Annotated in this window: 25 protein-coding genes; 14 read left to right on the plus strand and 11 right to left on the minus strand. The window is 65.8% G+C overall.

All coding sequences use genetic code 11. The annotated features are described in order from the left end of the window. Position 1 precedes the first annotated feature (1 nt). Both O3297_RS03235 and O3297_RS03240 read right to left on the minus strand, forming a co-directional pair. On the minus strand, positions 2-829 hold the full coding sequence (locus O3297_RS03235; protein WP_305047736.1) for a MetQ/NlpA family ABC transporter substrate-binding protein: 828 nt from the start codon (positions 827-829) through the stop codon (positions 2-4). Positions 830-850: 21 nt separating this feature from the next. Then, complete coding sequence (locus O3297_RS03240) at positions 851-2065, minus strand: acyl-CoA dehydrogenase family protein (RefSeq protein ID WP_305047737.1); 1215 nt, start codon at positions 2063-2065, stop codon at positions 851-853. 253 nt (positions 2066-2318) lie between these two features. Between O3297_RS03240 and ssuE the strand changes: the two genes are divergently transcribed. From ssuE to O3297_RS03265, 5 genes are read left to right on the plus strand one after another with little or no spacing between them, the layout of a single operon-like run. Next, positions 2319-2939, plus strand: a complete 621-nt coding sequence (gene ssuE, locus O3297_RS03245; protein WP_305047738.1) for an NADPH-dependent FMN reductase — start codon at positions 2319-2321, stop codon at positions 2937-2939. A gap of 24 nt (positions 2940-2963) precedes the next feature. Next, positions 2964-3962, plus strand: a complete 999-nt coding sequence (locus O3297_RS03250) for a sulfonate ABC transporter substrate-binding protein (RefSeq protein WP_305047739.1) — start codon at positions 2964-2966, stop codon at positions 3960-3962. A gap of 21 nt (positions 3963-3983) precedes the next feature. Next, a complete protein-coding gene (gene ssuD / locus O3297_RS03255) occupies positions 3984-5144 on the plus strand; it encodes an FMNH2-dependent alkanesulfonate monooxygenase (protein ID WP_070279091.1) in 1161 nt (386 codons plus the stop codon). 1 nt (position 5145) lies between these two features. Next, positions 5146-5937: an aliphatic sulfonate ABC transporter permease SsuC gene (gene ssuC, locus O3297_RS03260; protein WP_305047740.1), complete on the plus strand. Its 792-nt coding sequence runs from the start codon at positions 5146-5148 to the stop codon at positions 5935-5937. 17 nt (positions 5938-5954) lie between these two features. Beyond that, entirely contained in the window at positions 5955-6785 is an 831-nt protein-coding gene (locus O3297_RS03265) for an ATP-binding cassette domain-containing protein (RefSeq protein ID WP_099394564.1), read from the plus strand. Here O3297_RS03265 and O3297_RS03270 read toward each other — a convergent pair. Together O3297_RS03270 and O3297_RS03275 are read right to left on the minus strand one after the other, a co-directional pair. Beyond that, positions 6742-7452 carry an HAD-IA family hydrolase gene (locus O3297_RS03270; RefSeq protein ID WP_305047742.1) on the minus strand — a complete coding sequence of 237 codons (711 nt, stop codon included), beginning with the start codon at positions 7450-7452 and terminating at the stop codon, positions 6742-6744. The two genes, O3297_RS03265 and O3297_RS03270, sit on opposite strands and share 44 nt — an antisense overlap. 55 nt (positions 7453-7507) lie before the next feature. After that, positions 7508-7975 carry an META domain-containing protein gene (locus O3297_RS03275; protein ID WP_305047743.1) on the minus strand — a complete coding sequence of 156 codons (468 nt, stop codon included), beginning with the start codon at positions 7973-7975 and terminating at the stop codon, positions 7508-7510. A 150-nt stretch (positions 7976-8125) separates the two neighbouring features. Here O3297_RS03275 and O3297_RS03280 point away from each other — a divergent pair, with 150 nt between their 5' ends. The 5 genes from O3297_RS03280 (at position 8126) to O3297_RS03300 (ending at position 13251) form a co-directional block, all read left to right on the plus strand. Next, positions 8126-9061, plus strand: coding sequence for a hypothetical protein (locus O3297_RS03280; protein ID WP_305047744.1), 936 nt, complete (start codon positions 8126-8128; stop codon positions 9059-9061). Next, complete coding sequence (locus O3297_RS03285; protein ID WP_305047745.1) at positions 9058-10533, plus strand: PLP-dependent aminotransferase family protein; 1476 nt, start codon at positions 9058-9060, stop codon at positions 10531-10533. Before O3297_RS03280 ends, O3297_RS03285 begins: the two co-directional genes overlap by 4 nt. Positions 10534-10710: 177 nt before the next feature. Continuing rightward, positions 10711-11847: a benzoate/H(+) symporter BenE family transporter gene (locus O3297_RS03290; RefSeq protein ID WP_305049594.1), complete on the plus strand. Its 1137-nt coding sequence runs from the start codon at positions 10711-10713 to the stop codon at positions 11845-11847. Positions 11848-11933: 86 nt separating this feature from the next. Beyond that, positions 11934-12677 carry a CPBP family intramembrane glutamic endopeptidase gene (locus tag O3297_RS03295; RefSeq protein WP_305047746.1) on the plus strand — a complete coding sequence of 248 codons (744 nt, stop codon included), beginning with the start codon at positions 11934-11936 and terminating at the stop codon, positions 12675-12677. Between the two features lie 31 nt (positions 12678-12708). Continuing rightward, positions 12709-13251 (plus strand): gamma carbonic anhydrase family protein, encoded by a 543-nt coding sequence (locus tag O3297_RS03300; RefSeq protein WP_070259099.1) that lies wholly within the window; start codon positions 12709-12711, stop codon positions 13249-13251. On the opposite strand, the gene O3297_RS03305 is transcribed toward O3297_RS03300, so the two are convergent. The 7 genes from O3297_RS03305 to O3297_RS03335 all read right to left on the minus strand — a co-directional run bounded on the left by O3297_RS03305 (position 13224) and on the right by O3297_RS03335 (position 19276). After that, positions 13224-14165 carry a fatty acid desaturase gene (locus O3297_RS03305; RefSeq protein ID WP_305047747.1) on the minus strand — a complete coding sequence of 314 codons (942 nt, stop codon included), beginning with the start codon at positions 14163-14165 and terminating at the stop codon, positions 13224-13226. The genes O3297_RS03300 and O3297_RS03305 overlap by 28 nt on opposite strands. After that, positions 14165-14482 (minus strand): DUF3144 domain-containing protein, encoded by a 318-nt coding sequence (locus O3297_RS03310; RefSeq protein ID WP_034782889.1) that lies wholly within the window; start codon positions 14480-14482, stop codon positions 14165-14167. Before O3297_RS03310 ends, O3297_RS03305 begins: the two co-directional genes overlap by 1 nt. 71 nt (positions 14483-14553) lie before the next feature. Continuing rightward, positions 14554-15057, minus strand: a complete 504-nt coding sequence (locus O3297_RS03315) for a gluconokinase (RefSeq protein WP_305047748.1) — start codon at positions 15055-15057, stop codon at positions 14554-14556. Beyond that, positions 15054-15557, minus strand: coding sequence for an OmpA family protein (locus tag O3297_RS03320; RefSeq protein ID WP_034782886.1), 504 nt, complete (start codon positions 15555-15557; stop codon positions 15054-15056). Before O3297_RS03320 ends, O3297_RS03315 begins: the two co-directional genes overlap by 4 nt. Before the next feature lie 16 nt (positions 15558-15573). Then, on the minus strand, positions 15574-16845 hold the full coding sequence (locus tag O3297_RS03325; protein WP_034782885.1) for a diguanylate cyclase domain-containing protein: 1272 nt from the start codon (positions 16843-16845) through the stop codon (positions 15574-15576). After that, entirely contained in the window at positions 16842-17429 is a 588-nt protein-coding gene (locus O3297_RS03330; protein ID WP_305047749.1) for a YfiR family protein, read from the minus strand. The genes O3297_RS03325 and O3297_RS03330 overlap by 4 nt, the downstream gene beginning before the upstream one ends. Positions 17430-17623: 194 nt before the next feature. After that, complete coding sequence (locus tag O3297_RS03335; RefSeq protein WP_305047750.1) at positions 17624-19276, minus strand: Na+/H+ antiporter; 1653 nt, start codon at positions 19274-19276, stop codon at positions 17624-17626. 207 nt (positions 19277-19483) lie between these two features. On the opposite strand from O3297_RS03335, the gene O3297_RS03340 reads away from it, so the two are divergent. The 4 genes from O3297_RS03340 (at position 19484) to O3297_RS03355 (ending at position 24436) form a co-directional block, all read left to right on the plus strand. Beyond that, a complete protein-coding gene (locus O3297_RS03340; RefSeq protein ID WP_305047751.1) occupies positions 19484-20782 on the plus strand; it encodes a cytochrome c in 1299 nt (432 codons plus the stop codon). Positions 20783-20806: 24 nt separating this feature from the next. Next, a complete protein-coding gene (locus O3297_RS03345; protein WP_099387335.1) occupies positions 20807-21274 on the plus strand; it encodes a (2Fe-2S)-binding protein in 468 nt (155 codons plus the stop codon). After that, complete coding sequence (locus tag O3297_RS03350) at positions 21267-23585, plus strand: xanthine dehydrogenase family protein molybdopterin-binding subunit (protein WP_305047752.1); 2319 nt, start codon at positions 21267-21269, stop codon at positions 23583-23585. Before O3297_RS03345 ends, O3297_RS03350 begins: the two co-directional genes overlap by 8 nt. Before the next feature lie 185 nt (positions 23586-23770). Next, on the plus strand, positions 23771-24436 hold the full coding sequence (locus O3297_RS03355) for a dienelactone hydrolase family protein (RefSeq protein ID WP_052140159.1): 666 nt from the start codon (positions 23771-23773) through the stop codon (positions 24434-24436). Positions 24437-24445 lie beyond the last annotated feature (9 nt).

Below are 24445 nucleotides of genomic sequence, written 5' to 3' on the forward strand. Positions count from 1 at the left end.
CTTACTTGGCCGCCGTCTGCAAGGCTTGCTGGTAGTCGGGTTTCGAATAGCCGGCAAAGTGTTTATTCGTGATATCGAGGAATTCGCGCGAGCGGTAGGCGGCCGCCAGGTCTTTTGCGAACTGCTTGTCCTTGTCCGCCGTGCGGATGGCCACCAGGTTGATGTAGTTGGGCGAGATTTTCTCGGCCACCAGCGCGTCCGTCAGTTTCAGCCCCGACGCCAGCGCGTAATTGCCGTTGATGAAGGAGTAGTCGGTGTCGCCCAGCGAGCGTGGCAGCTGCGCCGCTTCCAGCGGCAGCAGCTTGATTTTCCTGGTGTTGACGGCGATATCCTTTTCCGACGCACGCACGGGGTCGAAGCTGGCGCGCAGCTTGATCCAGCCCAGCTGGTCGAGCAGCACCAGCGCGCGTGCCTGGTTGGTCGGATCGTTCGGCAAGCCCACCGTCGTGCCTTCCTTCACGTCGTCCAGGGTCTTGTGCTTCTTGCTGTAGATGGCAATCGGCGCCGTGGGGATCGTGATCAGGTCCGTCAGGGCCAGCTTGTGCTCCAGCGCGAATTTCTTCAGGTAGACGATGTGCTGGAAGACGTTGGCGTCCAGCGAACCCTCGGCCAGCGCGAAGTTCGGCTGGATGTAGTCGTTGAATTCCACCAGCTTGACCTTGTAGCCCTGCTTTTCCAGGATGGGCTTGATGCCCAGCTTGATCTGGTCCGCGTACGGCCCGGCGCTGGTGCCGATGATGATGTCCTTCGGGTCCTTGGCGTGGGCGAAGGTGGCCGTCAAGGCCAGGGTCAGGGCGCTGAGGAGGATGCTGCGGCGGGCGATGGTCATGGTGGCTCCTTGGTGGGTGAATTATGAATATGCGGTTGGTTCGGGCACCGTGCCGGTCAAGGCAAAGCGTCCCAGGTCGCGCAGCTTGTAGTCGATGGGGTCGTGCAGGGTATGCACGCGCACGTTGCGCCAGAAACGGTCGTAGCCATACTGGGCCGAGGTGGAACGGGCGCCCGTCAGTTCGAACATCTGGCTGCTGATCTCCAGCCCAGCCTTGTGCGCCAGGCACTTGGCTTCGGCCACGGCCACGGCCAGCAAGCCCCGTTCGCGCGCCGTCACCAGCGCGCCCTTGCGGAACACTTTTTCCAGTTCCTGCGCCGCCGCGTCGGCCAGCACTTGCGCGGGACGCAGCAAGAGCCACAGCTGGCCGTAGCGGTGCTGCACCAATGGGTCGTCCGTTGCCTTGGCCACGCCCGAGGCAAACCAGGCTTTCGCCTGCTCGTCCGTGTAGCGGCGCGCCGCCTCGAACGCGCCTTCGGCGATGCCCAGATACAGATTGGTCATGATCAGTTGCGCGATCTGCGAGCGCACGGTGGCTTGCGGCGTGGCGGCCTGCGCGGGCGCCTGCAGCACCAGCTCCTGCGGCAGGGCCACTGCCTGGAAATGCACATTGCCGCTGTCCGTCTGGCGCTGGCCGAAGGCATCCCAGTCCGCCTGCACGGTGACGCCATCCTGGCGCGTGGGCAGGGCGGCGATCAGCGCCGTTTGCGTGGGCGCATGCCAGGCGGAGACGGTCAGCCAGTCCGATCCCACGGAACCGGAAGAAAAGCTCTTGATGCCGTCGAGGAGGTAGCCGTCGTCGCTGTCGCTGGCCGTGACCCGTTTGTCGAGGGGATTCAAGGCATTGCCCCAGAACAGGCGCTCGTCGACGGTCAAGGCGAGCAGGCGGCGCTGTTGCTGCGCGCTGCCATACAGCTGCAGGCCGGCCAGCTGAAGGTGGTGGAAGCCGAAGACATGCGCCAGTGCGCTGTCGGCCCGCGCCAGGATGCGGATCACCTGGTACACGAGGGGCCACGACGCGCCCTGGCCGCCGAATTCCACGGGGATCGACAAGGTGAGCAAACCCGACTCGCGCAGCCATTCGCGTTCCTGCGCAGCGTGCCCGCCGGCCTGGTCGCGGGCATTGGCCGTTTCAGCCAGGCGCGCGGCCAGCGACGTGGCGATGCTGATGGCGTCCTGCAGGGGTTCCGGCACAGGTGGCTGGGGACGGGCGGCATGGAGAAAAACGCTAGACATGGGTGACATTCCAGAAAGACGATGACGCCGATATTGCACCGCCAGGCACGCGCCGTACACGAAGAAAACCGCGCATGGATATGCGAAAAAAGCCGTGCAAGGAGCGGCGACTTCGCTTGCGGGGCGTCAGGCCCGGATAGTCAAAAAACGCATATCGAAGCGCGAAAGCATTCGTTTTACACGGCTGCTGATGGCGATAGGCTGCAAGCATCCGAGCAACTCCAATCCGACAACATACAGGGACGGGCATCACATGAGCATCTTGTTATTGGGCGGTAGCCCGCAACTCCCATCGAGTTCCAGCCGTCTGCTGCTGCATATCGGCGAACAGCTGGCGCTGCAGGGCCACAGCTACGCCAAGCTGCATGTGCGCGACTTGCCGGCGCAAGCCTTGCTGCTGGCCGACTACGACGACGCGGCGATTGCCCGCGCCGTGCGCGCCGTGGCTGACGCGGACGCCATCGTGATCGCCACGCCCATCTACAAGGCTTCGTATACCGGGTTGCTGAAAGCCTTCCTCGACCTGTTGCCGCAAGATGGCCTGGCCGGCAAGCTGGTGCTGCCGCTGGCCACGGGCGGCGGCCATGCCCACACCCTGGCGCTCGACTATGCGCTGCGTCCCGTGCTGCATGCGCTGGGCGCCAAGCAAGTCTTCACCAGCATCTATGCCAATGCGCAGCAGCTGGCGTGGCATGAAGAGCGGGGTCTGAGCCTGGATGCGCCGATTGCCGAACGCGTGCAGGCCGGCATCGAGGAACTCTCCACCGGCCTGTTCGTGCTGCAGGGACAGCGCCCGTCCGCGCCGACCGATATCCCGCACCCCGTGCGTTCGCTGCAAGACCAGCCTTACGCGCCCCAGTATCAAGCCGCCTGATTATTCACCGACCAAGGAACTGCCATGACACACCGCCACGCACAACGACTCTCGCGCCGTACCACCCTGGGCCTGCTGTTTGCCGCCGCCGCGGGCGTGATGGCGGCTGGCATGCCGGCGACAGCGCTCGCGCAGGCCAAGGGGGAGGTGCGCATCGGCTACCAGAAATACGGCACATTGACCCTGCTGAAAGGGCGCGGCACCCTGGAAAAGCGCCTGGCAGAGCAGGGCGTGGGCGTGAAATGGACGGAGTTTCCGGCCGGCCCCGTGCTGCTGGAAGGCCTCAACGTGGGCAGCATCGATTTCGGCACCGTGGGCGAGGCGCCGCCGATCTTTGCCCAGGCGGCCGGCGCGAACCTGGTGTATGTCGGCAATGAGCCGGCGTCGCCCGCCAGCGAAGCCATCGTCGTGCCCAAGGGTTCCGGCCTGCGCACCCTGGCCGACTTGAAGGGCAAGAAAATTGCCCTGAACAAGGGTTCGAACGTGCATTACCTGTTATTGAAGGCGCTGGAAAAGGCCGGTGTCGCGTACGCCGACATCCAGGCCGTGTTCCTGCCGCCGGCCGATGCGCGTGCCGCCTTCGAGCGAGGCAGCGTGGACGCGTGGGCCATCTGGGATCCGTTCCTGGCGGCCGCCGAAAAGCAGCTGGGCGCCCGCGTGCTGGCCGATGGCAAGGGCCTGGTGGCGAACTACCAGTTCTACCTGGCCTCGCGCACGTATGCGGAAAAAAATCCCGAGATCCTGCGCATCGTGCTCGATGAAGTGGCCAAGGTCGATGACTGGGGCCGCAACAATCCGGAAGAAGTGGCGACGATCCTCGCCGCGCAGACGGGCTTGAGCAAGGATGTCGTGGCGCTGGCCGCTTCGCGCTATGCGTATGGCGTCAAACCCGTGTCGGTCGATGTCATCGCCTCGCAGCAAAGGGTGGCCGACGCGTTTTCCAGCCTGAAGCTGATTCCGAAACCGATCGTCGTCAAGGACGCGCTGCTGCCGGCGCGCCAGCTGGCCACCAGCACAAAATAAACAAGCAAAGGAAAGCACGCCATGTCATTGAATGTCTTCTGGTTCATCCCTACCCACGGCGACAGCCGCTACCTGGGCACGTCGCAGGGCGCGCGCCCCGTCGATGCCGATTATCTGCGCCAGGTGGCGGTGGCCGCCGACACGCTCGGCTACGACGGCGTGCTGCTGCCCACGGGCCGCTCCTGCGAGGACGCGTGGGTGGTGGCGTCGTCGCTGATCAGCGTGACGCAAAAGCTGAAATTCCTCGTGGCTATCCGCCCCGGCCTGTCCACACCCGGCCTGGCCGTGCGCATGGCGTCCACCTTTGACCGCCTGTCGAACGGGCGCCTCTTGATCAATGTCGTCACGGGCGGCGACCAGGGCGAGCTGGAAGCGGACGGCCTGTTTGCCGACCACGCCAAGCGCTATGAAATTTCCGATGAATTCATCAAGGTGTGGCGCGCCACCCTGGCGGGCGAGGGCGGCGCGGCCGGCTACGATTTCGAGGGCAAGCATATCCAGGTAAAGGGCGCGAAAACCCTGTACCCGCCCGTGCAGAAACCATACCCGCCCCTGTATTTCGGCGGCTCGTCCGAGCCGGCGCATGAACTGGCGGCCGAGCAGATGGACGTGTACCTGACGTGGGGCGAGCCGCCCGCCGCGGTGGCCGAGAAAATCGCCGACATCCGCGCGCGCGCAGCAAAAAAAGGCCGCACGGTGCGCTTCGGCATCCGCCTCCACGTGATCGTGCGCGAAACCAACGAGGCGGCCTGGCGCGCGGCCGATGAACTGATCAGTCACCTGGACGATGACATCATCGCCAAGGCGCAGGCGGCCTTCGGCAAGATGGATTCCGTGGGCCAGCAGCGCATGGCGGCCTTGCATGGCGGGCGGCGCGACAAGCTCGAAGTGTCGCCGAATCTCTGGGCCGGCGTGGGCCTGGTGCGCGGCGGCGCGGGCACGGCCCTGGTGGGCGACGGCCCGACGGTGGTGGCGCGCATGCAGGAATACGCGGACCTGGGCATCGACACCTTCATTTTCTCCGGCTACCCGCACCTGGAAGAATCATACCGCTTCGCCGAACTGGTATTTCCGCTGCTGGGCAAGGGCAAGGCCGTGGGTGAGCAGTCACTGACGGGGCCTTTCGGCGAAGTCATGGCCAGCAATATCGTGCCGGCCGCGCCGCAGAAAAAGGCGGCCTGAGATGGCGACGGCCACCGTCAAGCGTATGCCCGGCACGCCGTGGCGCAATGCGTTGGCGCCATGGGCCTTGCCCGTGGCGCTGCTGCTGGCCTGGCAACTGGCGGCGCAATGGGGCTGGCTGTCGAGCCGCATCCTGCCCGAGCCGTGGGCCGTGGCGAAAGCCTTCTGGCACCTGGCCGCGTCGGGCGAACTGTGGCTGCACCTGAAAACGAGCTTGTGGCGCGCGACGGTCGGTTTCGCCGTCGGCGCGGGACTGGGCTTGCTGCTGGGGTTATTGACGGGCAGCTTCCGCCATGCGGAAACGCTGCTCGACACGACCCTGCAAATGGTGCGCAACATCCCCGCGCTGGCCCTGATCCCGCTGGTGATCCTGTGGTTCGGCATCGACGAGACGGCCAAGCTGTTTCTGCTGGCCGTCGGCGTGTTCTTTCCCGTCTACCTGAATACCTTCCACGGCATCCGCTCGGCCGACCAGGGCTTGATCGAAATGGCGAAAAGCTATGGCTTGTCCGGCTGGCCCTTGTACCGCGACGTGATCCTGCCGGCCGCCATGCCTTCCATTCTGGTGGGCGTGCGCTTTTCGCTGGGCCTCGTGTGGGTGCTGCTGATCGTCGCCGAAACCATCTCGGCGCAGGCCGGCATCGGCTACATGACCATGAATGCGCGCGAATTTTTGCAAACGGACGTGGTGCTGGTGGGAATATTGCTGTATGCCTTGCTGGGCAAGCTGGCCGATTTGTTCTCGCGCCGGCTGGAGCGCCACTGCCTGCGCTGGAATCCCGCTTACCGCTAATGACGAAAGAAGACACCATGCTGCTTGCCCCCATCCAGATCGAAACGGATTTCCTGTCGCACTTCGTGCAGTACGACCCGGCCAGTGCGCCGCCGCAGGCGAAGATAGCCCCACAGGCTCCCTTGCAACGGCGCGGCGTACCTTTGGAGCTGACGAACCTGAGCAAATCCTACACCAGCCGCCCCGTGCTGAAAAACGTCGACCTGCAGCTGGAAGCGGGCGAATTTGTCGCCATCGTGGGGCGCAGCGGCTGCGGCAAGAGTACCTTGCTGCGCTCGATCGCGGGCCTGGAAAGCGTCGATGACGGCAGAATCGCCATCGGCAGCGGCATCGGCGCGCCCGACATCCGCATCATGTTTCAGGAATCGCGTTTGCTGCCGTGGAAGACAGTGCTCGACAACGTGGCCCTAGGCCTGCCCCGTTCCGTCGGTGCGGCGGCCGCTTCGCTGTGGACGGTGGGCCTGGCCGAGCGGGCGGACGACTGGCCGTCGGCCCTGTCGGGCGGGCAGAAGCAGCGGGTGGCGCTGGCCCGCGCCCTCGTGCACGAGCCGCAACTGCTGCTGCTCGACGAGCCCTTGGGCGCGCTCGACGCCCTGACGCGCATCGAGATGCAGCAGCTGATCGAGTCGCTGTGGCTGGCGCGCGGCTTCACGGCCGTGCTGGTGACGCATGACGTGGCCGAGGCCGTGGCCCTGGCCGACCGCGTGCTGCTGATCGAGGATGGACAGATCACCATGGACGTGCAGGTGGATTTGCCGCGCCCGCGACAGCGCGGCCATGCGGCTTTCGCCGCGCTGGAGCAAGCTATCTTGTCGCGGGTGTTGCAGCCATCTCCGCCAGGACAATAAAGCCGTCACCATCGACGGTTGCCACGATGCGCTCGTAGCTGTCGATGGCCGGGTGGCGCGTGGCCAGCGGATGCGCATGCGTGGCAGTGACGACGATGACCTTCGCACCGGCCGCTTCGCCCGCCTCGATGCCGACGGAGGCATCCTCGAACACCAGGCAATCGGAGGGCGCCACGCCCAGTTTTTCCGCCGCCAGCAAATAGCAATCGGGTTTCGGCTTGCCGGCCTTGACGTCTTCCGCCGTCACCATGATGGCGGGGATGGGCATGCCGGCCGCCTTCAGGCGCGCCGTGGCCAGCGCCCTTGGCGCCGAGGTGACGATGGCCCATTGCGCGGGCGGCAGCGACTGCAAGAAGCGCAGCGCGCCGGCGATTTCAATAATTCCTTCCACATCGATGATTTCCGCATCCGTGATGCCCTGCGATTCGCGCTGCGCGTCGACGCCGGGCAAGCGCAGCTTGGCGATGGTGTCGACCGAGCGCGCGCCATGGATGGTGGGCAGGAACGCCGCCACGTCGAGGCCCTGGCGCTGTGCCCACGTGCCCCAGATGCGTTCGGCGGCGGCGATGGAATTGATGACGGTGCCGTCCATATCAAAAAGAAAAGCCCGGTAGCGGCCGGCGGCCAATGGTGTCGGGGATGAAGACGGCGAGGGCAGTGCGGACATGGCTTCCTTCCGGATGATGGGCTGGAAGCCATTGTAACGGCAGTCGATTTTTATTTCACAGGTAGACCGATTCAAACCGGGCCACAGGCGCGCCATCCTTGAGCAGGATCAGGTACTCGCCTTCGAAGCGGTAGCCCGTCACGCTGTTCAAATTGGCCAATACCGCGCTTTCCAGCTGCATCAGGGGCGGCGGGCAGGCCATGCGCGTGCCGGCCAGCTGCGTGAAGCGCAGGGAGGTGCCGGCCAGCGTGTAGCCGCCCATGACCTGGTTGCAGCCCGTGAAACCATGGACCTTGCCATCGTCGGTGAGGGTGATGCGCACTTCGCGCTCCTGCTGCGGCGCCATCGTCACGTCGGCGCCATCGAGCTGCGTCAGCTTCCAGTAGGTATTCGTCAGGCTGTACATCGGTGTCAGACCGGTGTCCGGCCTGGCGCTGTCGGGCGTGGTGGCGCAGCCGCCGGTCATGGCGATGGCGGCGGCAAGGGACAGGTAGGTGAGACGATGCGTCAGGCGATGCAGCATGGAAGGCTCCTGTGAGGGGGGGAATGCCCGCAGACTAGCAGGTTTTTCGCGCCGGCCGGCGTACGGCAGCGGCGAATGTTTCCATTTTGCCAGTACTGGCATTACACTCATGCTTTCTATTGTTTTAACCTTGATCGGGGAGCCGGGCCGATGCTGCAAGCGCAAGCGCTGGATAATCGACTGGTCGCCACCAGTGCCGACGACGTGCTGGTCGACCGCATCGTGCCCGGCGCGCCGCTGGTGATCGCCTTCGGTTTCGTGTCGTGGACGACGCGTCCCGCCTTCGATTTTTACGGGCGCCTGAGAAAACTGGAGCAGGCCAGCGGCCAGCATCTGAACAAGATCCTCGTGCGCGATTCGGGCAATGCCTGGTACCACCGCCGCATCGCGGGCCTGGGCAGCCATGTGGATGAAACGGCGCAGGCCCTGCGCGAACTCGTGCGCCGCATCGCCCCCAGTCAAGTCACCACCGTCGGCCAATCCATGGGCGCGTACGCGGCCGTCATGTATGGCTTGCTGCTGGACGCGCAGCAGATCGTCGCCTTCGGGCCGCTGTCCTTCCTCGACGTGCAGCAGGCGCGCTTGTACCATGAGCTGCGCTGGCTGCCCGTGATGGAATCGCTGGCGCAAGACCCGCCGCCGTCTGGCTACTACGACCTGGCGGCCCTGTGCCGCGCCAGGGCGACGGACGATACGCAGCTGCACCTGGTGTTCGGCACGCGGCCGGACGCGGCCAGTGCCGGCGCCAGCGCCAGCGAATCGGTCAACCTCGACGCCATGCACGCGCAGCGCCTGGCTGCGTTCGGCCGCTGCACCCTGCACCCGTTCCCGCAGTCGGGTCACGCGGTGGTGCAGCACCTGATCGACACGAAGCGCATCAACGGCTTGCTGGCCGCATGCATACTCGGTCTCACGCTGGAAGATGAGCCCATGCCGGAGATCGGCGCCGCCTGGCAAGACTGGGTGGCGGAAAACCTGCGTTTGGGCTGCGCCGGCGAGCAGCTGGTGGCGGTGCTGCAGCAGCACGGTTTTTCGCTGGCCAGCAGCATGGCTGTCGTGGATGCGGCCCGCGCCAAGGCCATATGACGCCGCAGTTCGAACTCGACACCCTGAAAATCCGCATCGCCGCACCCGAACTGGCGGCGCTCGACTTGCGCGTGCGGGTGCAGCGCGCGCTGCGCCAGCTGATACTCGACGGCGTGCTGGCGCCCGGCCTGCGCCTGCCGGCCACGCGCGCGCTGGCGCAATCGCTGGCGGTGTCGCGCGATACGGTGGAAATGGCGTATGCGCAGCTGCGCCTCGATGGCTATCTGCGGCGGCAGGCGGGATCGGGCAGTTTTGTCTCGCCGACGATAGGCGCGAGCTTGCAGGGCAAGCCTGCGATGACGCTGCCGCCCTTGTCCGCGCAGCCGGTGGCCCTCAGCGCGCGCGGCGCGCAGATTCTCGCCAGCGGCGGCGTGGCCGACCAGCAGAGCGTGAAGGCATTCGCCACGGGCTTGCCGGAAACGCGGGCCTTTCCACTCGATGTGTGGGAGCGCTTGCGGCGCCAGGCGGCAGGCGAACACCAGGCCGGCATGCTGCTGCACGGCGACCCGCAAGGGGCCGGGCCTTTGCGCCAGGCCATCGCCGACTATGTGAACCTGGAGCGGGGCGCGCGGGCCACGGCCAGCCAGGTGCTGGTGCTGAGCAGCACGCGCCAGGCCCTGTACCTGTGCGCGCAGGTGCTGGCCGACGCGCACGGTCCCATCCTGATGGAAGACCCCGGCTATTTCGGCGCGCGCAAGGCGTTCGAGATGGCGCAATTGCAGGTGATTCCAGTACCCGTCGATGCGCATGGCTTGTCCATCGAGCACCTGCGCGCGGACCGCAGCGGCGCCAACACGATTTACGTCACGCCGTCGCATCAATACCCGACGGGCGCCACCCTGGCACTCGAGCGCCGGCTGGCCCTGACTGCCTGGGCTGCGGAACGCCAGGGCTGGATCATCGAGGATGATTACGACAGCCAGTTTCACTACGCGGGCTTGCCAACGGCGTGCGTGCAGGGGCTGGACACGCAGCAGCGCACGATTTACCTGGGTACCTTCGCCAAGTCGCTGTATCCGGGCCTGCGCATCGGCTACATGGTGCTGCCGCCCGCGCTGGTCAAGCCGATGACCCATGCGCGCAGCATTCTCGATGGCCACACGCCGCAGCTGGACCAGCTGACACTGGCCCGTTTCATCGCCGATGGCCATTTCGCGGCCCATGTGCGCGCCATGCGCAAGGTCTACGCCGTGCGTCGCGATGCGATGGCGCAGGCCGTGCAGCGGCACTTGCCGCACGTGGTGGCGGCGCAGCTGCCGCCGGGCGGTTTGCAGATGCCGTGTCTGCTGCACGAGGGCAGGGACGAGCTGGAGACGATACGCCTGGCGGCGCAGGCGGGCATTGTGCTGCCGGGCCTGAGCCGGCTGTATGCAACGCCGCCCGCGCGGGGCGGCTGGCTGCTGGGCTTTGCCGCACTCACGCCGCACGAGATCGACAGCGGCATCGTCCGCCTGGCCCGCGCGCTGGGGTAAGTATTCAAGTGGTCTGTTATGTATGCGTAAAGTGGCCTGTCTGAGCAGTCCATGCAAACGCTAAGATGCCCTTTTTGAACATCAGGCAAGGGCACACGCATGCACACAAGCTCCACATCATCGGCCGCAACCGGCAACAGGCGCCAGGCGCGCTGGCGCGACCTGGCATCCCCCGCCATGGCCGCCTTCATCTCCGTCCTCGTCAACTATGGCGGCACCTTCGTGCTGGTGTTCCAGGCAGCCCAGCTTGCCCAGCTGAGCGCGGCGCAGACGGCATCCTGGGTCTGGTCGCTGAGCATCGGCGTGGGCGTGACGGGCATCTGGCTCAGCTACCGCTACCGCGCGCCCATCATCACGGCCTGGTCCACGCCCGGCGTGGCCTTCCTGGCCACCGTCATGCCGCACACGCCGTATGCCGAGGTGATCGGCGCCTACATGATCTCCGCCATCGCCTTTATTGTGCTGGGCATGTCCGGCGCCTTCGAGCGCCTGGTGCGCTTGATTCCTGGCGGCATCGCTGCCGGCTTGCTGGCCGGTATCCTGCTGCAGTTTGGCGTGAATGCGTTTGGCGGCGCCAGCGCCGACCCGCTGCTGGTGGTGGTGTTGCTGCTGTCGTATGCCGTGCTGCGCCGTTTCACGGCACGCTTTGCCGTCGTCGGCATCATGCTGATCGGCCTGGTCCTGCTGCTGGCGCAGGGACGCATCGATGCGCAAGGCATAGCACTGGCCCTGGCCGCGCCCGTGTTCGAGATGCCGCGCTTTTCCGTGGCGTCCCTGCTGGGCGTGGCGCTGCCCCTGTTCCTGATCACCCTGACGGGGCAGTACATGCCCGGCATGCTGGTGCTGCGCAATGACGGCTACCAGGTCAGCGCCAATCCCATCCTGACGGTGACGGGCCTCGGTTCGCTGCTCATGGCGCCATTCGGCGCGCACGCCTTCAACGTGGCCGCCATCACGGCCGCCATCTGCACGGGCAAGGATGCGCATGCGGATCCGTCGAAGCGCTATGTCGCGGGGCTCGCTTGCGGCGTGCTGTACATCCTGGTGGGCATTTTCGGCGTCACCCTGGCCAGCCTGTTCATGGTCTTGCCGCGCAGCTTCATCACGGCGCTGGCGGGCCTGGCCCTGCTGGGCGCCATCGGCAACAGCCTGGCGCAGGCGATGGCGGACGTGCGCATGCGCGAAACGGCCTTGATTACTTTCCTGGCGACGGCCGCGAATGTGACCCTGCTGGGCGTGGGCGGCGCCCTGTGGGGGCTGGCTGCCGGACTGGTGGCGCATGGCCTGATGCATGGCAGGCGCAAGGCCGCATAGCAAGATAGGTTACCCGTTTTGTCAGCCGGCGCATACAATTGCTGCGCCCGTGCCCGTTGGCACCGTATTCCGACTTGAGCCGAACGATGCCCGAGATCACTTCCCTGGCGCAGTATCTGCTGGCGATCACGCCCGCCTTCCTCGTTGGCGGCGCCTTGCTGCTGGTGTTGCCACGTACTGTGCCACGCTCGGTGCCGCTGCTGCGCGTGCTCGTGCACATTTTATTTTTCGTGCTGGCGCGCGATGCGATCACGGCGCACGGCTATTGGCAGGTGGCGGCGGGCGGCTTGCGTTTCACGGCGCCGCCGCTGGTCTTGCTGGCGCTGGGCGCCATGTCGCTGGGGCTGGTGGTCAGCACGTGCTGGCTGGAAAGCGAGGCGCGCCGACAGATCCACTGGTTCGGCATGCGGCCAGCCCTGTCCGTGCTGCTGGGCGTGGCGGGCGCCGCCCTGATCATCGCGCTGGCGACGGGCTTGAAAGCCGTGTTTGACTTGCCCTCGCTGGCGCCCGTCCCGCCATCCGCGCTGCCCTTGCTGCTGGGTTTTGCGCTGGCGGCCAATTGTTATGAGGAATTGCTGTTTCGCGGCTTGCTGCAGCAGCAATTGCGCGCCTGGCTGCCGGCCTGGCGCGCGGCGCTGGTGTCGGGCCTGCTGTTCGGCCTGTGCCACGCCTTCCTCGCCACCACCGTCACGCAGGTGGGCGCGCCCATCCTCGTGTTTACCGTGATCGAAGGCGTGGTGGCGGGGCTGGTATATTGCCGTGCCGGCCTGCTGGGCGCGTCCCTGGCGCATGGGCTGGCGATTTTTGCGCTGGCCGCCGGCTGGGTGTGAATGTTTACTATTTATGAAGAGTGAGAAAGCGATGCCTGTCAGTTCCTACCTGAATACCCGCCCCGTCGTGGGCGAGCGCGTCTACCTGCATGACACGGCGCAAGTGATCGGCGATGTGCAGATCGGCGACGACTGCTCCATCTGGTGCAACAGCGTGCTGCGCGGCGACGTTAACCGCATCGTCATCGGCGAAGGCAGCAATATCCAGGACTTTTCCATGGGCCACGTGTCGCACAGGAATGCGGCCAAGCCCGATGGTTCACCGCTGACCATCGGCAACTACGTGACCATCGGCCACTCCGTGATCTTGCACGGCTGCACCATCGGCGACGAGTGCCTGATCGGCATGGGCAGCATCGTCATGGATGACGTGGTGGTGGAAAAGCACGTGATGCTGGGTGCGGGCAGCCTGGTATCGCCGGGCAAGGTGCTGGAAAGCGGCCATCTGTACGTGGGCCGGCCCGCCGCCAAGGTGCGCGCGCTCACCGAAGCCGAGATCGCCTACCTGCGCTATTCGGCCGAGCATTACGTGCGCGTCAAAAACAATTACCTGGCCGGTGGCGACGGCGCCTGAGCGCTAGCGGTATCAATGCGGCGCAGTTCCGGCCGCGGCGCCAGGTCTTGCGGCAGGCGCAAGGCTGACACGAGGCCCAGACGCCGCAAGAGCAGCAGTACCCACCAGCCCGGGTCCCATTCTCCCGGCAGCAGGCCCAGCCTGGCCGAGCCCGGGTACGCGTGATGGTTGTTGTGCCAGCATTCGCCCATGGTCAGCAGCGATGTCAGGCGGATATTCCGGCCCTGCACGGCGGCGCCGTCGACATGAAAGTGCATCTGGCCATGGTTGTGGGCGAAGTAGCCGATCAGCCAGTGACCGAGCACGCCGGCGCTGACCCGCGCGCAGACGCCCCAGCAGACCAGGCCCCAGCCGCCCCAGGCGTAGAACAGCACGGCCCACGGCAGTTGCTGCAGCATCCAGGTTCTTTCCAGAAAACGATAGAAGCGGTCGTGCGCGATGCGCGGCTCGATGGCGATGTGCGGCGGGTGGTCGAGGTCAAGGCGGCAGAACAATTGCCACCAGGCATCGTTCCAGAAGCCGGCGCCGTGGCGCAGATACGGGTGGCAATCGGGCAGGCGCTGCGCATAGTCGCGCAGTTCGTGCTGGCGCAGCAGGCCCAGCGGGCCGCTGAGGCCCACCAGCATGCCCAGGTACACGAGTACATATGCCAGCCATTGCGGGCATTCAAAGCTGTCGTGGATCAGCTTGCGGTGGCTGCCCAGCGAATGGCCGAACAGCAGGACGATGGCCGTGCCGCTCACAAACAGCAGCAAGCCGGTCCAGCTGAAGCAGAGCAGGGCGCCCGTCACGGCGCCGGCCAGCATGGCTATCAGCCACAGCGCTTGCAAAGGCGCAAAGCGTACTGAACCTTTCAGCACGCTGTCGGCGTAGGTGGCGCGGGCGCGGTGGCTGGCCAGGCTGGCTGCGGACATCAACCCTTGGGGGCTGACGACGGTTGCGTGTACTTGTCGAAGTTGGTGATGTAGTCGTTGAAGTTGTCGGTCAGCATGCGCTTGTACTGTTCCGTGAAGAACGCCACGGCGCCTTCCTTCTCTTCCTGCATCTTGGCCACGTCATTGCTCTTGCTGGCGACGAGGAAGGCGTTGAAGCGTGCGGCCGCGTACAGCAGCGAGGTGGCGACTTCATTGCCGCCGCTGTGCATGCATTGTTCATTGGCCAGGGCGATGACCTGGTCGGCGCGTTCCCAGAATTCCGGGCCCGGTGCTGGTTTGGTGGTTGGTGTGCTCATAGAAATCCCTCATGAAAGTGCGCGCCAGTCTACACAGGGGGCCGCGGACTGTCCAGCCGCGCGGCCGCCAGTCAGGGCGTTTGCAGGATCTGTCCGAGCAGCACGGCCAGCGGCTGGCGGATATCGAGCACGATGCCGGCCTCGTCCGCCTGCAGCGGTTGCAGCGTGGCCAGCTGGCTGTCGAGCAGGCTGGCCGGCATGAAATGGCCGGGGCGCTGCAAACGGGTTTCCAGCACGGCGCGCGGGCCATCCAGGTGGACAAAGCGCAGGGCCGGGTCGCCCTCGCGCAGCACGTCGCGGTAGGCGCGCTTCAGGGCCGAGCAGGAAACGACGAGGCCGTCGCCTTGCGCGCTGGCCGTGGCGATGCGCTCGCGCAGGGCGGCCAGCCAGCCGGCACGGTCGGCGTCGTCGAGCGGGATGCCGGCCGCCATCTTGGCCACGTTTTCCGGGGAGTGCACGTCGTCGCCTTCCACATACGGCACGCCCAGTGCGCTGGCCAGCAGGCTGCCGACGGCGCTCTTGCCGCAGCCGGACACGCCCATCACGACCCAGCGGGCGGGCGCGCCTGTCCTCATGGGGCCGAGACGATGACGGTGACGCGGCGGTTTTCCGCCTTGCCGGCCTTGCTGGCGTTCGAGGCGACCGGCTTGCTCATGCCCAGGCCCTTGACGGTGATATTGCCGCGTGGAATGCCGGCCACGCCCATCGCGTCGGCCACCACGTTGGCGCGCGCCAGCGACAGCTTGTTGTTCAGCACTTCGGCACCTTCGTTGTCCGTATGGCCTTCCACGCGCATGTGAGTGATGCCCACTTTCAGCAGGGCGGCGCTGATTTTCTGGATGGCGGCCCGGCTCGGCGCCGTCAGGCTGGAAGCGCCGAAATCGAACAGCAGCTTGTCGGTAAAGCTCAGCTCCCAGCCTTCTTCGGTCTGGTTGAAGCCTTGCTCCTTCAAGGTGGCCACTTGCTCGGCATTGAACAGCGGTTTTTTCTCTGGCGTGCTCTGGCAGGCGGCCAGCAGGCCCAGCATGAACAAGCCGAGGAAGACGCGGCGTAATTGCTTGTAGATGGATTGCATGGTATTGCTCCTTGATTCAGGGGTGGGTATGGGGTTGCGGCAGGCGCGCCACCTGGCGCGTGCCGCGCTGCGCCTGCTTGGCGCGGTACATGGCTTCGTCCGCCGCGCCGACCAGCGAAACGGCGTCGATGGCGTGATCGGGGAAGACGGCCACGCCGATGGTCAGCGAGCTGACGATGCTATTGCCGGTGGGCAGCTCAATGGCTTGCGCCATGGCGGCGATGATGTTGTCGGCGATGTGCATGGCGTCGCTGCTGTTGCGCAGCGGCTTGAGCAGGATGGCGAATTCGTCGCCGCCCAGGCGCGCCACCAGGTCGCCCTCGCGCAATTGCTGCTTGATGCGCGCGGCGATCGTCACCAGCACGCGGTCGCCCGAGGCATGGCCGAAGGTGTCGTTAATATATTTGAAACGGTCGCTGTCGAGGAACAGTACGGCCACCTTGCCATTGCCGACCCGCGCTTCGAGGATGGCGCGTTCCAGCTCCGCTTCCATGAAGGCGCGGTTAGACAGGCCCGTCAGACTGTCGTGGTTGGCGCGGTGCGACAGCGAGGCGTTTTCCTTTTGCAGATGGCTTTGCCATGCTTCCAGTTCGTCGAGCAGGGCGTTGAAGTCGTCATTGATCTGGTTCAGTTCGGCAATATTGGCCGGCGGCACGCGCAGTTCGAACGAGCGGTCGCGCCGCACGCGGTGGGCCGTTTCCGCCAGGTGGCGCAGGGGCGACGTGATCTCCGTTTCCATGCTGCGCGACAGGCGCACGGCGACGACGAGGCTGAGCACCAGGCAGGCGAGCAGGCAGGTCAGGCCGCTGAGCAGGAAGGGCAGCAGGCTGCGGCTGTGCGGCACCAGCTTGATGCTGCCGATGGCCTGTTCGTTGCGCGTGATGGGGAAGGTCAGCGAATCGGGCAGCATCCAGCCCGTCAGCGCGCGTTCGATATAGTAGCGCGTGCCGTGTTCGCCCCGTTCCCAGCGGGCCAGCACGTTGCCGGCCGTGTCGCTCACCTGCGCCTGGTCGATGTCTTCATTGACGCCGATCAAGGCCAGCGCTTCCTTGGCGGCCATGGAATCGCCAAAGACGACGGCCCCTTCCACCGTGTAGCTCATCGAGCGGGCCACCAGGCGCAGGTTCTGGTCCGAATACACGCGCAGGGCCAGCAGCGCCACGGCTGTCAGGGTCAGTCCGGCAGCCAGCACGGCGATCAGCGACACGCTCAGGTGGGCGCGCCGCAGCACGCTGTCGAGCGTCGGGCGGGGCCGGCGGGCAGGCTTGTTGCTCATCCGGGCGCTCATGGCGGCGGTCCCTTGCGACGTGCAATTTGCAAGGCGTTCGGATGCACGCGCAGGCCGCTGCGGGCGATGGCGTCGAGGTTGACGTCAAAACCGATCTGCGCCTCGGCGAGGCGCAGGCAGAACATGGTGCCCACGGCGCAGGACGTGCCGGGTTCGGCCACCGATAAAATCGGCTTGCCGATGATCTGCGCCAGCAGATGCTCGCGTTCGCTCTCGGGCAGGCTGCCCAGGTAGACGACGTCGCATTCGCTGACAGCGGCGGCTGCCGCCGGAATTTTCACGCGGATGCGCTGGCCCAGGCTGGAAGCGGGCGTGTCGACGATGGCCGCGCCGTAACGGGGCGCACCGAGCATGCAGACGCGCACTTCCTGGCGCGCCACGGGCCAGCGCACATAGCTGATGATGCCAAACAGGACCTGGGCCACCTCGGCGGGACGCCTGGCGTCCGTCGCCGCGACCGTTTGCGCCCACGCGCACGGGGCCAGCGCCGTGCAGGCCAGCAATGATGCCAGCAGCGAGGCCAGCAGCACGACGAGCAGGGCGGGCGGCGCGGAGCGCTGCCGGTGGCGAGGGAAGGAGGGCACGGCGTCGGTGTCTTTATGCAGGTCGGGTTGCTATTCAACTAGTTACTCAGCAACACAGACTCTACGGAAGTCCTTGTTGAAAGTAAATCACGGCGCTACGCCATAAACCTTGCATTATAAACACGAATGTGAAAACTTGCATTCTTTACCATGAGAATTACTTGTCAACACTGCCGTGGCACGCCAAAGTGTTGCTATTCTTCCAGTGTCGCTTCCAGCAAGTCGATTTCGCGCAGCAGGCGCAAATGGATGGTGTCGTCCAGTTCGCCCGAGATGCGGCGGCGGAACAGTTCATCCCGCTCCGCATTCAGCGCTTCCAGGCGCAGCGCCCGTTCGGCCTTGGCCAGTTCCTGCAACCGCATCGCTTCGTCGTTGCTGCTTTCGCCATACGCGAGGCGGCGCCGGTAGGCTTCGATCAGGCGGTTGGCCGCCTCCGTGACGACTTGCTGCTTGTCATTTTTGTCGATGCCTTCACACACTTTTTCGAGCCGCGCGATGGCCGCTTCGGCGGCAGCGGCACGGGCATTGCGCTCTTCCGTCGAACGGCGCGCGGGCGGCGCGAACACGAGGCCCTTGGTCAGCAAGGGCAAGGTGACGCTGGCCAGCAGCAGCGACAATAAGATCACGCCCATGGCCAGGAAGATGACGAGGTCGCGCGCGGGAAAGCGCGTGCCGTCGGGCAAGAACAAGGGCAGGGTCAGAATGCCGGCCAGAGTCAGCGCACCGCGCACGCCCGCGAACGACGCCACCAGCAGCAGGCGCAGGCTGGGGCGCGCCAGCAGCGCCGCGTCCTTCGGTTCGCCCGCCATTTTCTTGTGGTGCTTGAACAGGGTCAGTTTCATGGAAATGAAGACCCAGAGGAAGCGCATGAAGGTCAGTCCCACCGTGATGGCGATGACGAACAGCGGCAGTTTCCAGGCGCTGCCGGCGCCGATTTCGGCGGAGGCGGCCGGCAAACCGGCAACGGTGGTGGGCAGCTGCGCGCCCAGCATGACGAAGATCACGCCATTCAAGACCAGTTGCACGGTATCCCACACGGCCTTGCGCTGGGTGCGCGTGGCGGCCAGCGGACGGCCGATCAGGTCGGCGTAATGCATGGACACGCCCGCCGTGGCGGCGGCCAGGATGCCGGAACCGTGGATTTGCTCGGCGCCCAGGTAGGCGGCGAACGGGATCAGGATGCTGATGAGGATTTGCAGGCCCGGCTCTTCGCCGACCTTGCTCACCAGCCATTTATTCGCCAGTCCCACGCCCCACGAGATGGCCAGGCCGATGAGGATGCCGCCGCCCGCTTCCTGCAGGAAACTCAGCGAGGCGGCGCCGATGGAAAAGCCGCCCGTCATCATGGCGCCCACGGCAAACGTGAAGCAGACGAGGCCCGACGCGTCATTCAGCAGCGATTCGCCTTCCAGTATGTGCATCAGGCGCGGCGGGATCGGGTTGCCGGCGGCGATCGCCGACACGGCCACGGGGTCCGTCGGCGAGAGGATGGCGCCCAGCGCGAAGGCGACGGCCAGCGGCACGCTGGGGATCAGCCAGTCGATGAAAAAGCCCATGCCCAGCACGGTAAACAGCACCAGGCCGATGGCCAGCATCAGGATCGAACGGGCGTCGGAAAAGAAGGCGCCCTTGGGGATGCGCCAGCCATCGAGAAACAGCAGTGGCGGGATGAAGAGCAGGAAGAAAATGTCGGGATCGAGCGGCACTTGCACGCCAAACACGGCCAATCCCGTGCCGCCGGCGATCTGGATCAAGGGCAGCGGCAGCTTGACCCAGCGCGATCTGGCGAGAAAGCCGCACAGGACGACGGTCAGAACGAGGATGAGGATGATGGTAACGGTATGCATGAGGGAGCGGCGGCGTGCTGAAACGCTGATTATAAGGCGCGGCCCGCCTGTAGGCACCGCCTGCGTGTCATTGCGTACATACAACAAGTCACAATCGCGGTAAGATTGTCACTGTGGCCCTGCTACCGCCGCCGTTGGCCGGCGGCTGGCCGCCTTGCTTGATATCTTTGCTTTCACCCTGGCCTTTACTTTTCACTGGTTCCTGTTTTGCTCAAGAAAATCTTCACCGGACTGCTGCTGTCGCTGGCATTGCTCATCGTGGCGGCCCTGGCCGCGTATCTGTATTACTGGCGCCCCGCGCTGGCGCCCATCGATCCGCCTGCCGCCACGGCATTTTCCCCGCAAGTGGTGGAACGGGGCCGCATCCTGGCCGGCATGGGCAATTGCGCCGCCTGCCATACGGCCAAGGGCGGCGCCGATTACGCGGGCGGCCACGGCCTGGCCACGCCGTTCGGCACGATTTACGCGACGAATATCACGCCCGACAGGCAAACGGGCATCGGCCGCTGGTCGCTGGCCGCCTTCCAGCGGGCCATGCGCGAAGGCGTGGGCCGCGATGGCGCGCATTTGTATCCTGTCTTTCCGTACACCCATTTCAACCTCGTCTCGGATACGGACCTGACGGCCTTGTACGCGTATGTCATGACGCGCCCGCCCGTGTATGCGGTGGCGCCCGCCAACAGCGTGCCGTTTCCCCTGAACCTGCGCCCCTTGCAGGCGGGCTGGAAGCTGCTGTTTTTCAAGCCAGCGACTTTCCAGCTTGATCCTGCACAAGGACTGGACTGGAACCGGGGCCGCTATCTGGCCGAAGGCCTGGCCCATTGCGCCGCCTGCCACACGCCGCGCAATGCGCTGGGCGCCGAGCTTGCCGGTTCGTCCTATCTGGGCGCGCCCATCGACCACTGGTATGCGCCGGCCTTGACCAGCGCCAACACGGCACCCTTGCCATGGACGCAAGACGAGCTGTACGCCTTCCTGCGCACGGGGGCGACGGCCCTGCACGGCGTGGCGGCAGGCCCCATGTCGGCCGTCGTGCATGAAGGCATGGGCGCCTCGCCCGACAGCGATATCCGCGCGCTGGCAACGTATTTTGCCGGCGTGGCCGGGGCAGAGCAACGCCAGGTGGATACCGATACCGTGGTAAAGGCCGGCATCGCCCGCTCGCAGAGGGTCAGCCTGGTCGACAATGACCGTGGCGCCAGCCTGTACGTGGCCGCCTGCGCGTCGTGCCATTCGAACAGCGACGGCCGACCCGCGGCCCTGCGCCCGGAATTGAGCCTGAACAGCGCCGTCAGCGCCCCCGATCCCGCCAACCTGATCCAGGTGATATTGCACGGCATTAGCAAGGATGCTGCCATGCCCGGCGTGCTGATGCCCGGCTTTGCCGCCTCGCTGACGGACAACGACGTGGCCCAGCTGGCCGCCTATCTGCGCCGCAGCCGCAGCCACCAGCCGGCCTGGACGAACCTGGAAGCGGCCGTGGGGCGCGCGCGCGCCGGCAAGTAATTCTTGAAAGTTTCTTAAATATCTATGTATAACATTATCGTGAATGGCCAACCCTTCGGCACCGAGGCCGACGCCGAGACGCCCCTGCTGTGGGTGCTGCGCGACGAAGTCCGGTTAAAAGGCACGAAGTTTGGCTGCGGCATCGGCATGTGCGGCGCCTGCACCGTGCACGTGGATGGCCGCGCCATGCGCTCCTGCATCACGCCGATTGCCGCCGTGGCCGGCTGCGCCATCACCACCATCGAAGGCCTCTCGCCAGACGGCACGCACCCGCTCCAGCGGGCGTGGCTCGCCACGCAGGCGCCCCAGTGCGGCTATTGCCAGTCGGGCCAGATCATGCAGGCCGCCACCCTGTTGAAAGACTATCCCCAGCCGACGGATGCGAATATCGATGCCGTCATGAGCGGCAACCTGTGCCGCTGCATGGCATATGTGCGCATCCGCAAGGCAATCAAGCTGGCGGCCGGCATGTCGGAGGCGCCCGGTGTTTAAGTTGCCAAAAGAAACTACCAGTGCCCGTCCCAGCCCGCTGAGCCGGCGCGGTTTCCTGATCGCCGCCGCCGGCACGGGTTTTACCCTGGCCTTCTTGCGCGCCGACAGCTCCTTGGCCGCCGGCAAGGCGGCGCCCGTGCCGCCAAAACAAGGCATTGCACCCGTGTTCGATCCCGGCATCTGGTTCCAGATCGGCCGCGACGGCATCGTCACCGTCAACATCGCCAAGGCGGAAATGGGCCAGCACATCGGCACGGCCCTGGCGCGCATCGTCGCCGAGGAGCTGGAAGCGGACTGGAGCAAGGTGCGCCTGCATTACGTGGACACGGACCCGAAGTGGGGTTTGATGGTGACGGGCGGCAGCTGGTCCGTCTGGCAGAATTTCGACCCGCTCAGCCGTGCCGGCGCGGCCGGGCGCCTCGCGCTCGTCGAGGAAGGCGCGCGCCTGCTGCGCGTGCCAGCGTCCGCCTGCCACGCCAGACTGGGCGTCGTGCATGGCCGGGGGCGCTCGATCAGCTATGGCGACATCGTGCGCCGTGGCAAGCTGGCGCGCCAGTATACGCCCGAGCAATTGAAGGCCATCGTGCTGAAAACGCCGCAGCAGCGCAGCCTGATCGGCCAGCAGGTGCAGGCGCTGGACATCCCCGCGAAGATCAATGGCACGGCCGTGTACGGCATCGATGCGGAAGTCGAGGGCATGCTGTTTGCGCGCCCGAAGATCCCGCCCACGCGCTATGGCTCAAAAGTGGTGTCCATCGATGATACGGCCGCGAAAAAGGTCAAGGGCTACCTGCGTTCGTTCGCCTTGCAGGACCCCAGCGGCACGGTGCCCGGCTGGGTCATGGTGGTGGCTGAAACGTATGCGGCCGCCATGCGCGCGGCCGAGCTGGTGCAAGTGAAATGGCGGGCCGGCGCGGCGGCCCACTTGGCGGAGCAGGATATCCTCAACTATGGGACCAAGCAGCTGGCCGATGCGAGCCTGGGCGCCCGCGTGGTCGATGATGATGGCGTGGAGCAAGCGTTCCGCGATGCCAGCCTGCAGCTGGAACGCCACTACACGACCAGCACCGTGCTGCATTTCCAGCTGGAGCCCGTGAATGCCGTGGCGCAGGAAATCGACGGCGTCTGGCACATTCATGCGGGCAACCAGTGGCAATCCCTGATCCTGCCCGAGCTGGCGCAAGCGTTGAAGGTGCCCGAGAGCAATGTCATGCTGCACACCTATCTGCTTGGTGGCGGCTTCGGGCGGCGCCTGAATGGCGATTATTGCGTGCCGGCCGCGCTGGCCGCGCAAGCCGTGGGGCGCCCCGTCAAGATGATTTGCACGCGGGCCGACGATGCCCGTTTCGATTCGCCCCGTTCACCATCCGTGCAGCATGTACGCATGGCCTTCGACGACGCCGGCAAGGTGTCGGCGATGGTGCACGAAGCGAGCGCGGGCTGGCCCACGCAAGCCATGATTCCCGCCTTCCTGGCCAAGGATAAGCAGGGCCATCCGTATGACCCGTTCGCCATCGCCGGCGCCGACCACTGGTACACGGTAGGCGCGCAGCGTGTGCGGGCCGTGTCGAACGATCTGGCCAACAGCAGTTTCCGCCCCGGCTGGCTGCGCTCCGTGGGGCCCGGCTGGACGAATTGGGCCGTGGAAAGTTTCATGGATGAGGCGGCGCAGGCGGCCAAGGTCGATCCGCTGGCGTTCCGTTTGTCCTTGCTGCAGGGCACGGGACGCAACGCGGGCAGCGCGCCGAATGCCGTCGGCGGCGCCGCGCGCCTGGCCCACGTGCTGCAGCGGGTGGCGGACAAGGCAGGCTGGGGTAAGGCCATGCCGCCCGACACGGGCCTGGGCATCGCCGCCACGTTCGGCCAGGAACGCGACATGCCCACCTGGACGGCCTGCGTCGCGCGGGTCAAGGTGGACCGCAGCACTTGCATGGTGAAAGTCGAAAAATTGTTCATGGTGATCGACGCGGGCAGCATCGTCGACCCCGATGGCGCACTGGCGCAGGCGGAAGGGGGCGCCTTGTGGGGCGTGAGCATGGCCTTGCATGAAGGCACGGCCTTCCTGAATGGCGAAGTGAAGGACACCAACCTGAATACCTACACGCCCCTGCGCATGGCCGACGTGCCCGAGCTCGACATCGAATTCGTTGCCAGCGCGGCAACTTCGACGGGCATGGGGGAACCGCCCACGACGGCCGTGGCGCCCGCCATTGGCAACGCCATCTTTGCCGCCGTGGCCTCGCGCGTGCGGCATTTGCCGATCCGCCCGGAAGCCGTGCTGAAGGGGCTGGACCGGCACGGCGCCGTGTAGTCTTGCCATCCTGCTTTCCTGGCGGCGGTGCGCGAACGGCTGCGCAGGAATGGCTGCGGGCTGCTACACTGAGGTTAGCCGCCCCGGGTATGCAAGCTGTGCCCGTTCCGGCAAGATCAGCGTAAAATCAGCGCACAGCCCGACTTCAGCTTTAGCTTGATCCCAGCTCGATTGCGGAGGCAACCATGCAAGAACAATTTGTCAGCATTACGGCCGATGAACTTCAACTGGATGGCGTGCTTGAAATGCCCGAGCGGCCGGTCGGTATCGTCCTGTTTGCCCACGGCGCAGGCGCCGACAGCGACTACCTGGGCGCCTCCAGCCACGCCACTTCCCAGGATTTCTTGCGAGCGGGCATCGCCACCCTGCGTTTCGACCAAGGCGGCGTCGGGCCTGGCGGCGGCAGCAATGGCCATGCGTATTTCGTGCGCAGCGATATCGTGCTGCTGGCGCGCCAGCTGGAAAAAGCCCTGGGCTGGCTGCAGATGGACGCGTCCACGCGGCGCTTGCCCTGCGGCTTGTATGGCTATGGCACCAGCGCGGCCGTCGTGATGCAGCTGGCGGCCTGGCGCAGCGCGGAAATCGCCGCGCTGGCCGTGTGCGATGGCCAGGTGGAAATGGCGGGCAAGGCGGCGCTGGAAAATGTGCGCGTGCCATCGTTGCTGATCGTGGGCGGTCGCGATCCCGACGTGGCTGGCCTGAACCGCATGGCGTTCGCCACCTTGCGCTGCGACAAACAACTGGAACAGATCGCCGCACCCGGCGGCCCCGACACGCGCCACCAGGCGGCCTTGCTGGCCACGGACTGGTACACGCGCCATTTCAACGGGCATACCAGCACGTCGCAGTAGCGTGGCAGA

The sequence above is a fragment of the Janthinobacterium sp. SUN128 genome, from assembly GCF_030587275.1.
GTDB classification, from domain to species: domain Bacteria; phylum Pseudomonadota; class Gammaproteobacteria; order Burkholderiales; family Burkholderiaceae_D; genus Janthinobacterium; species Janthinobacterium lividum.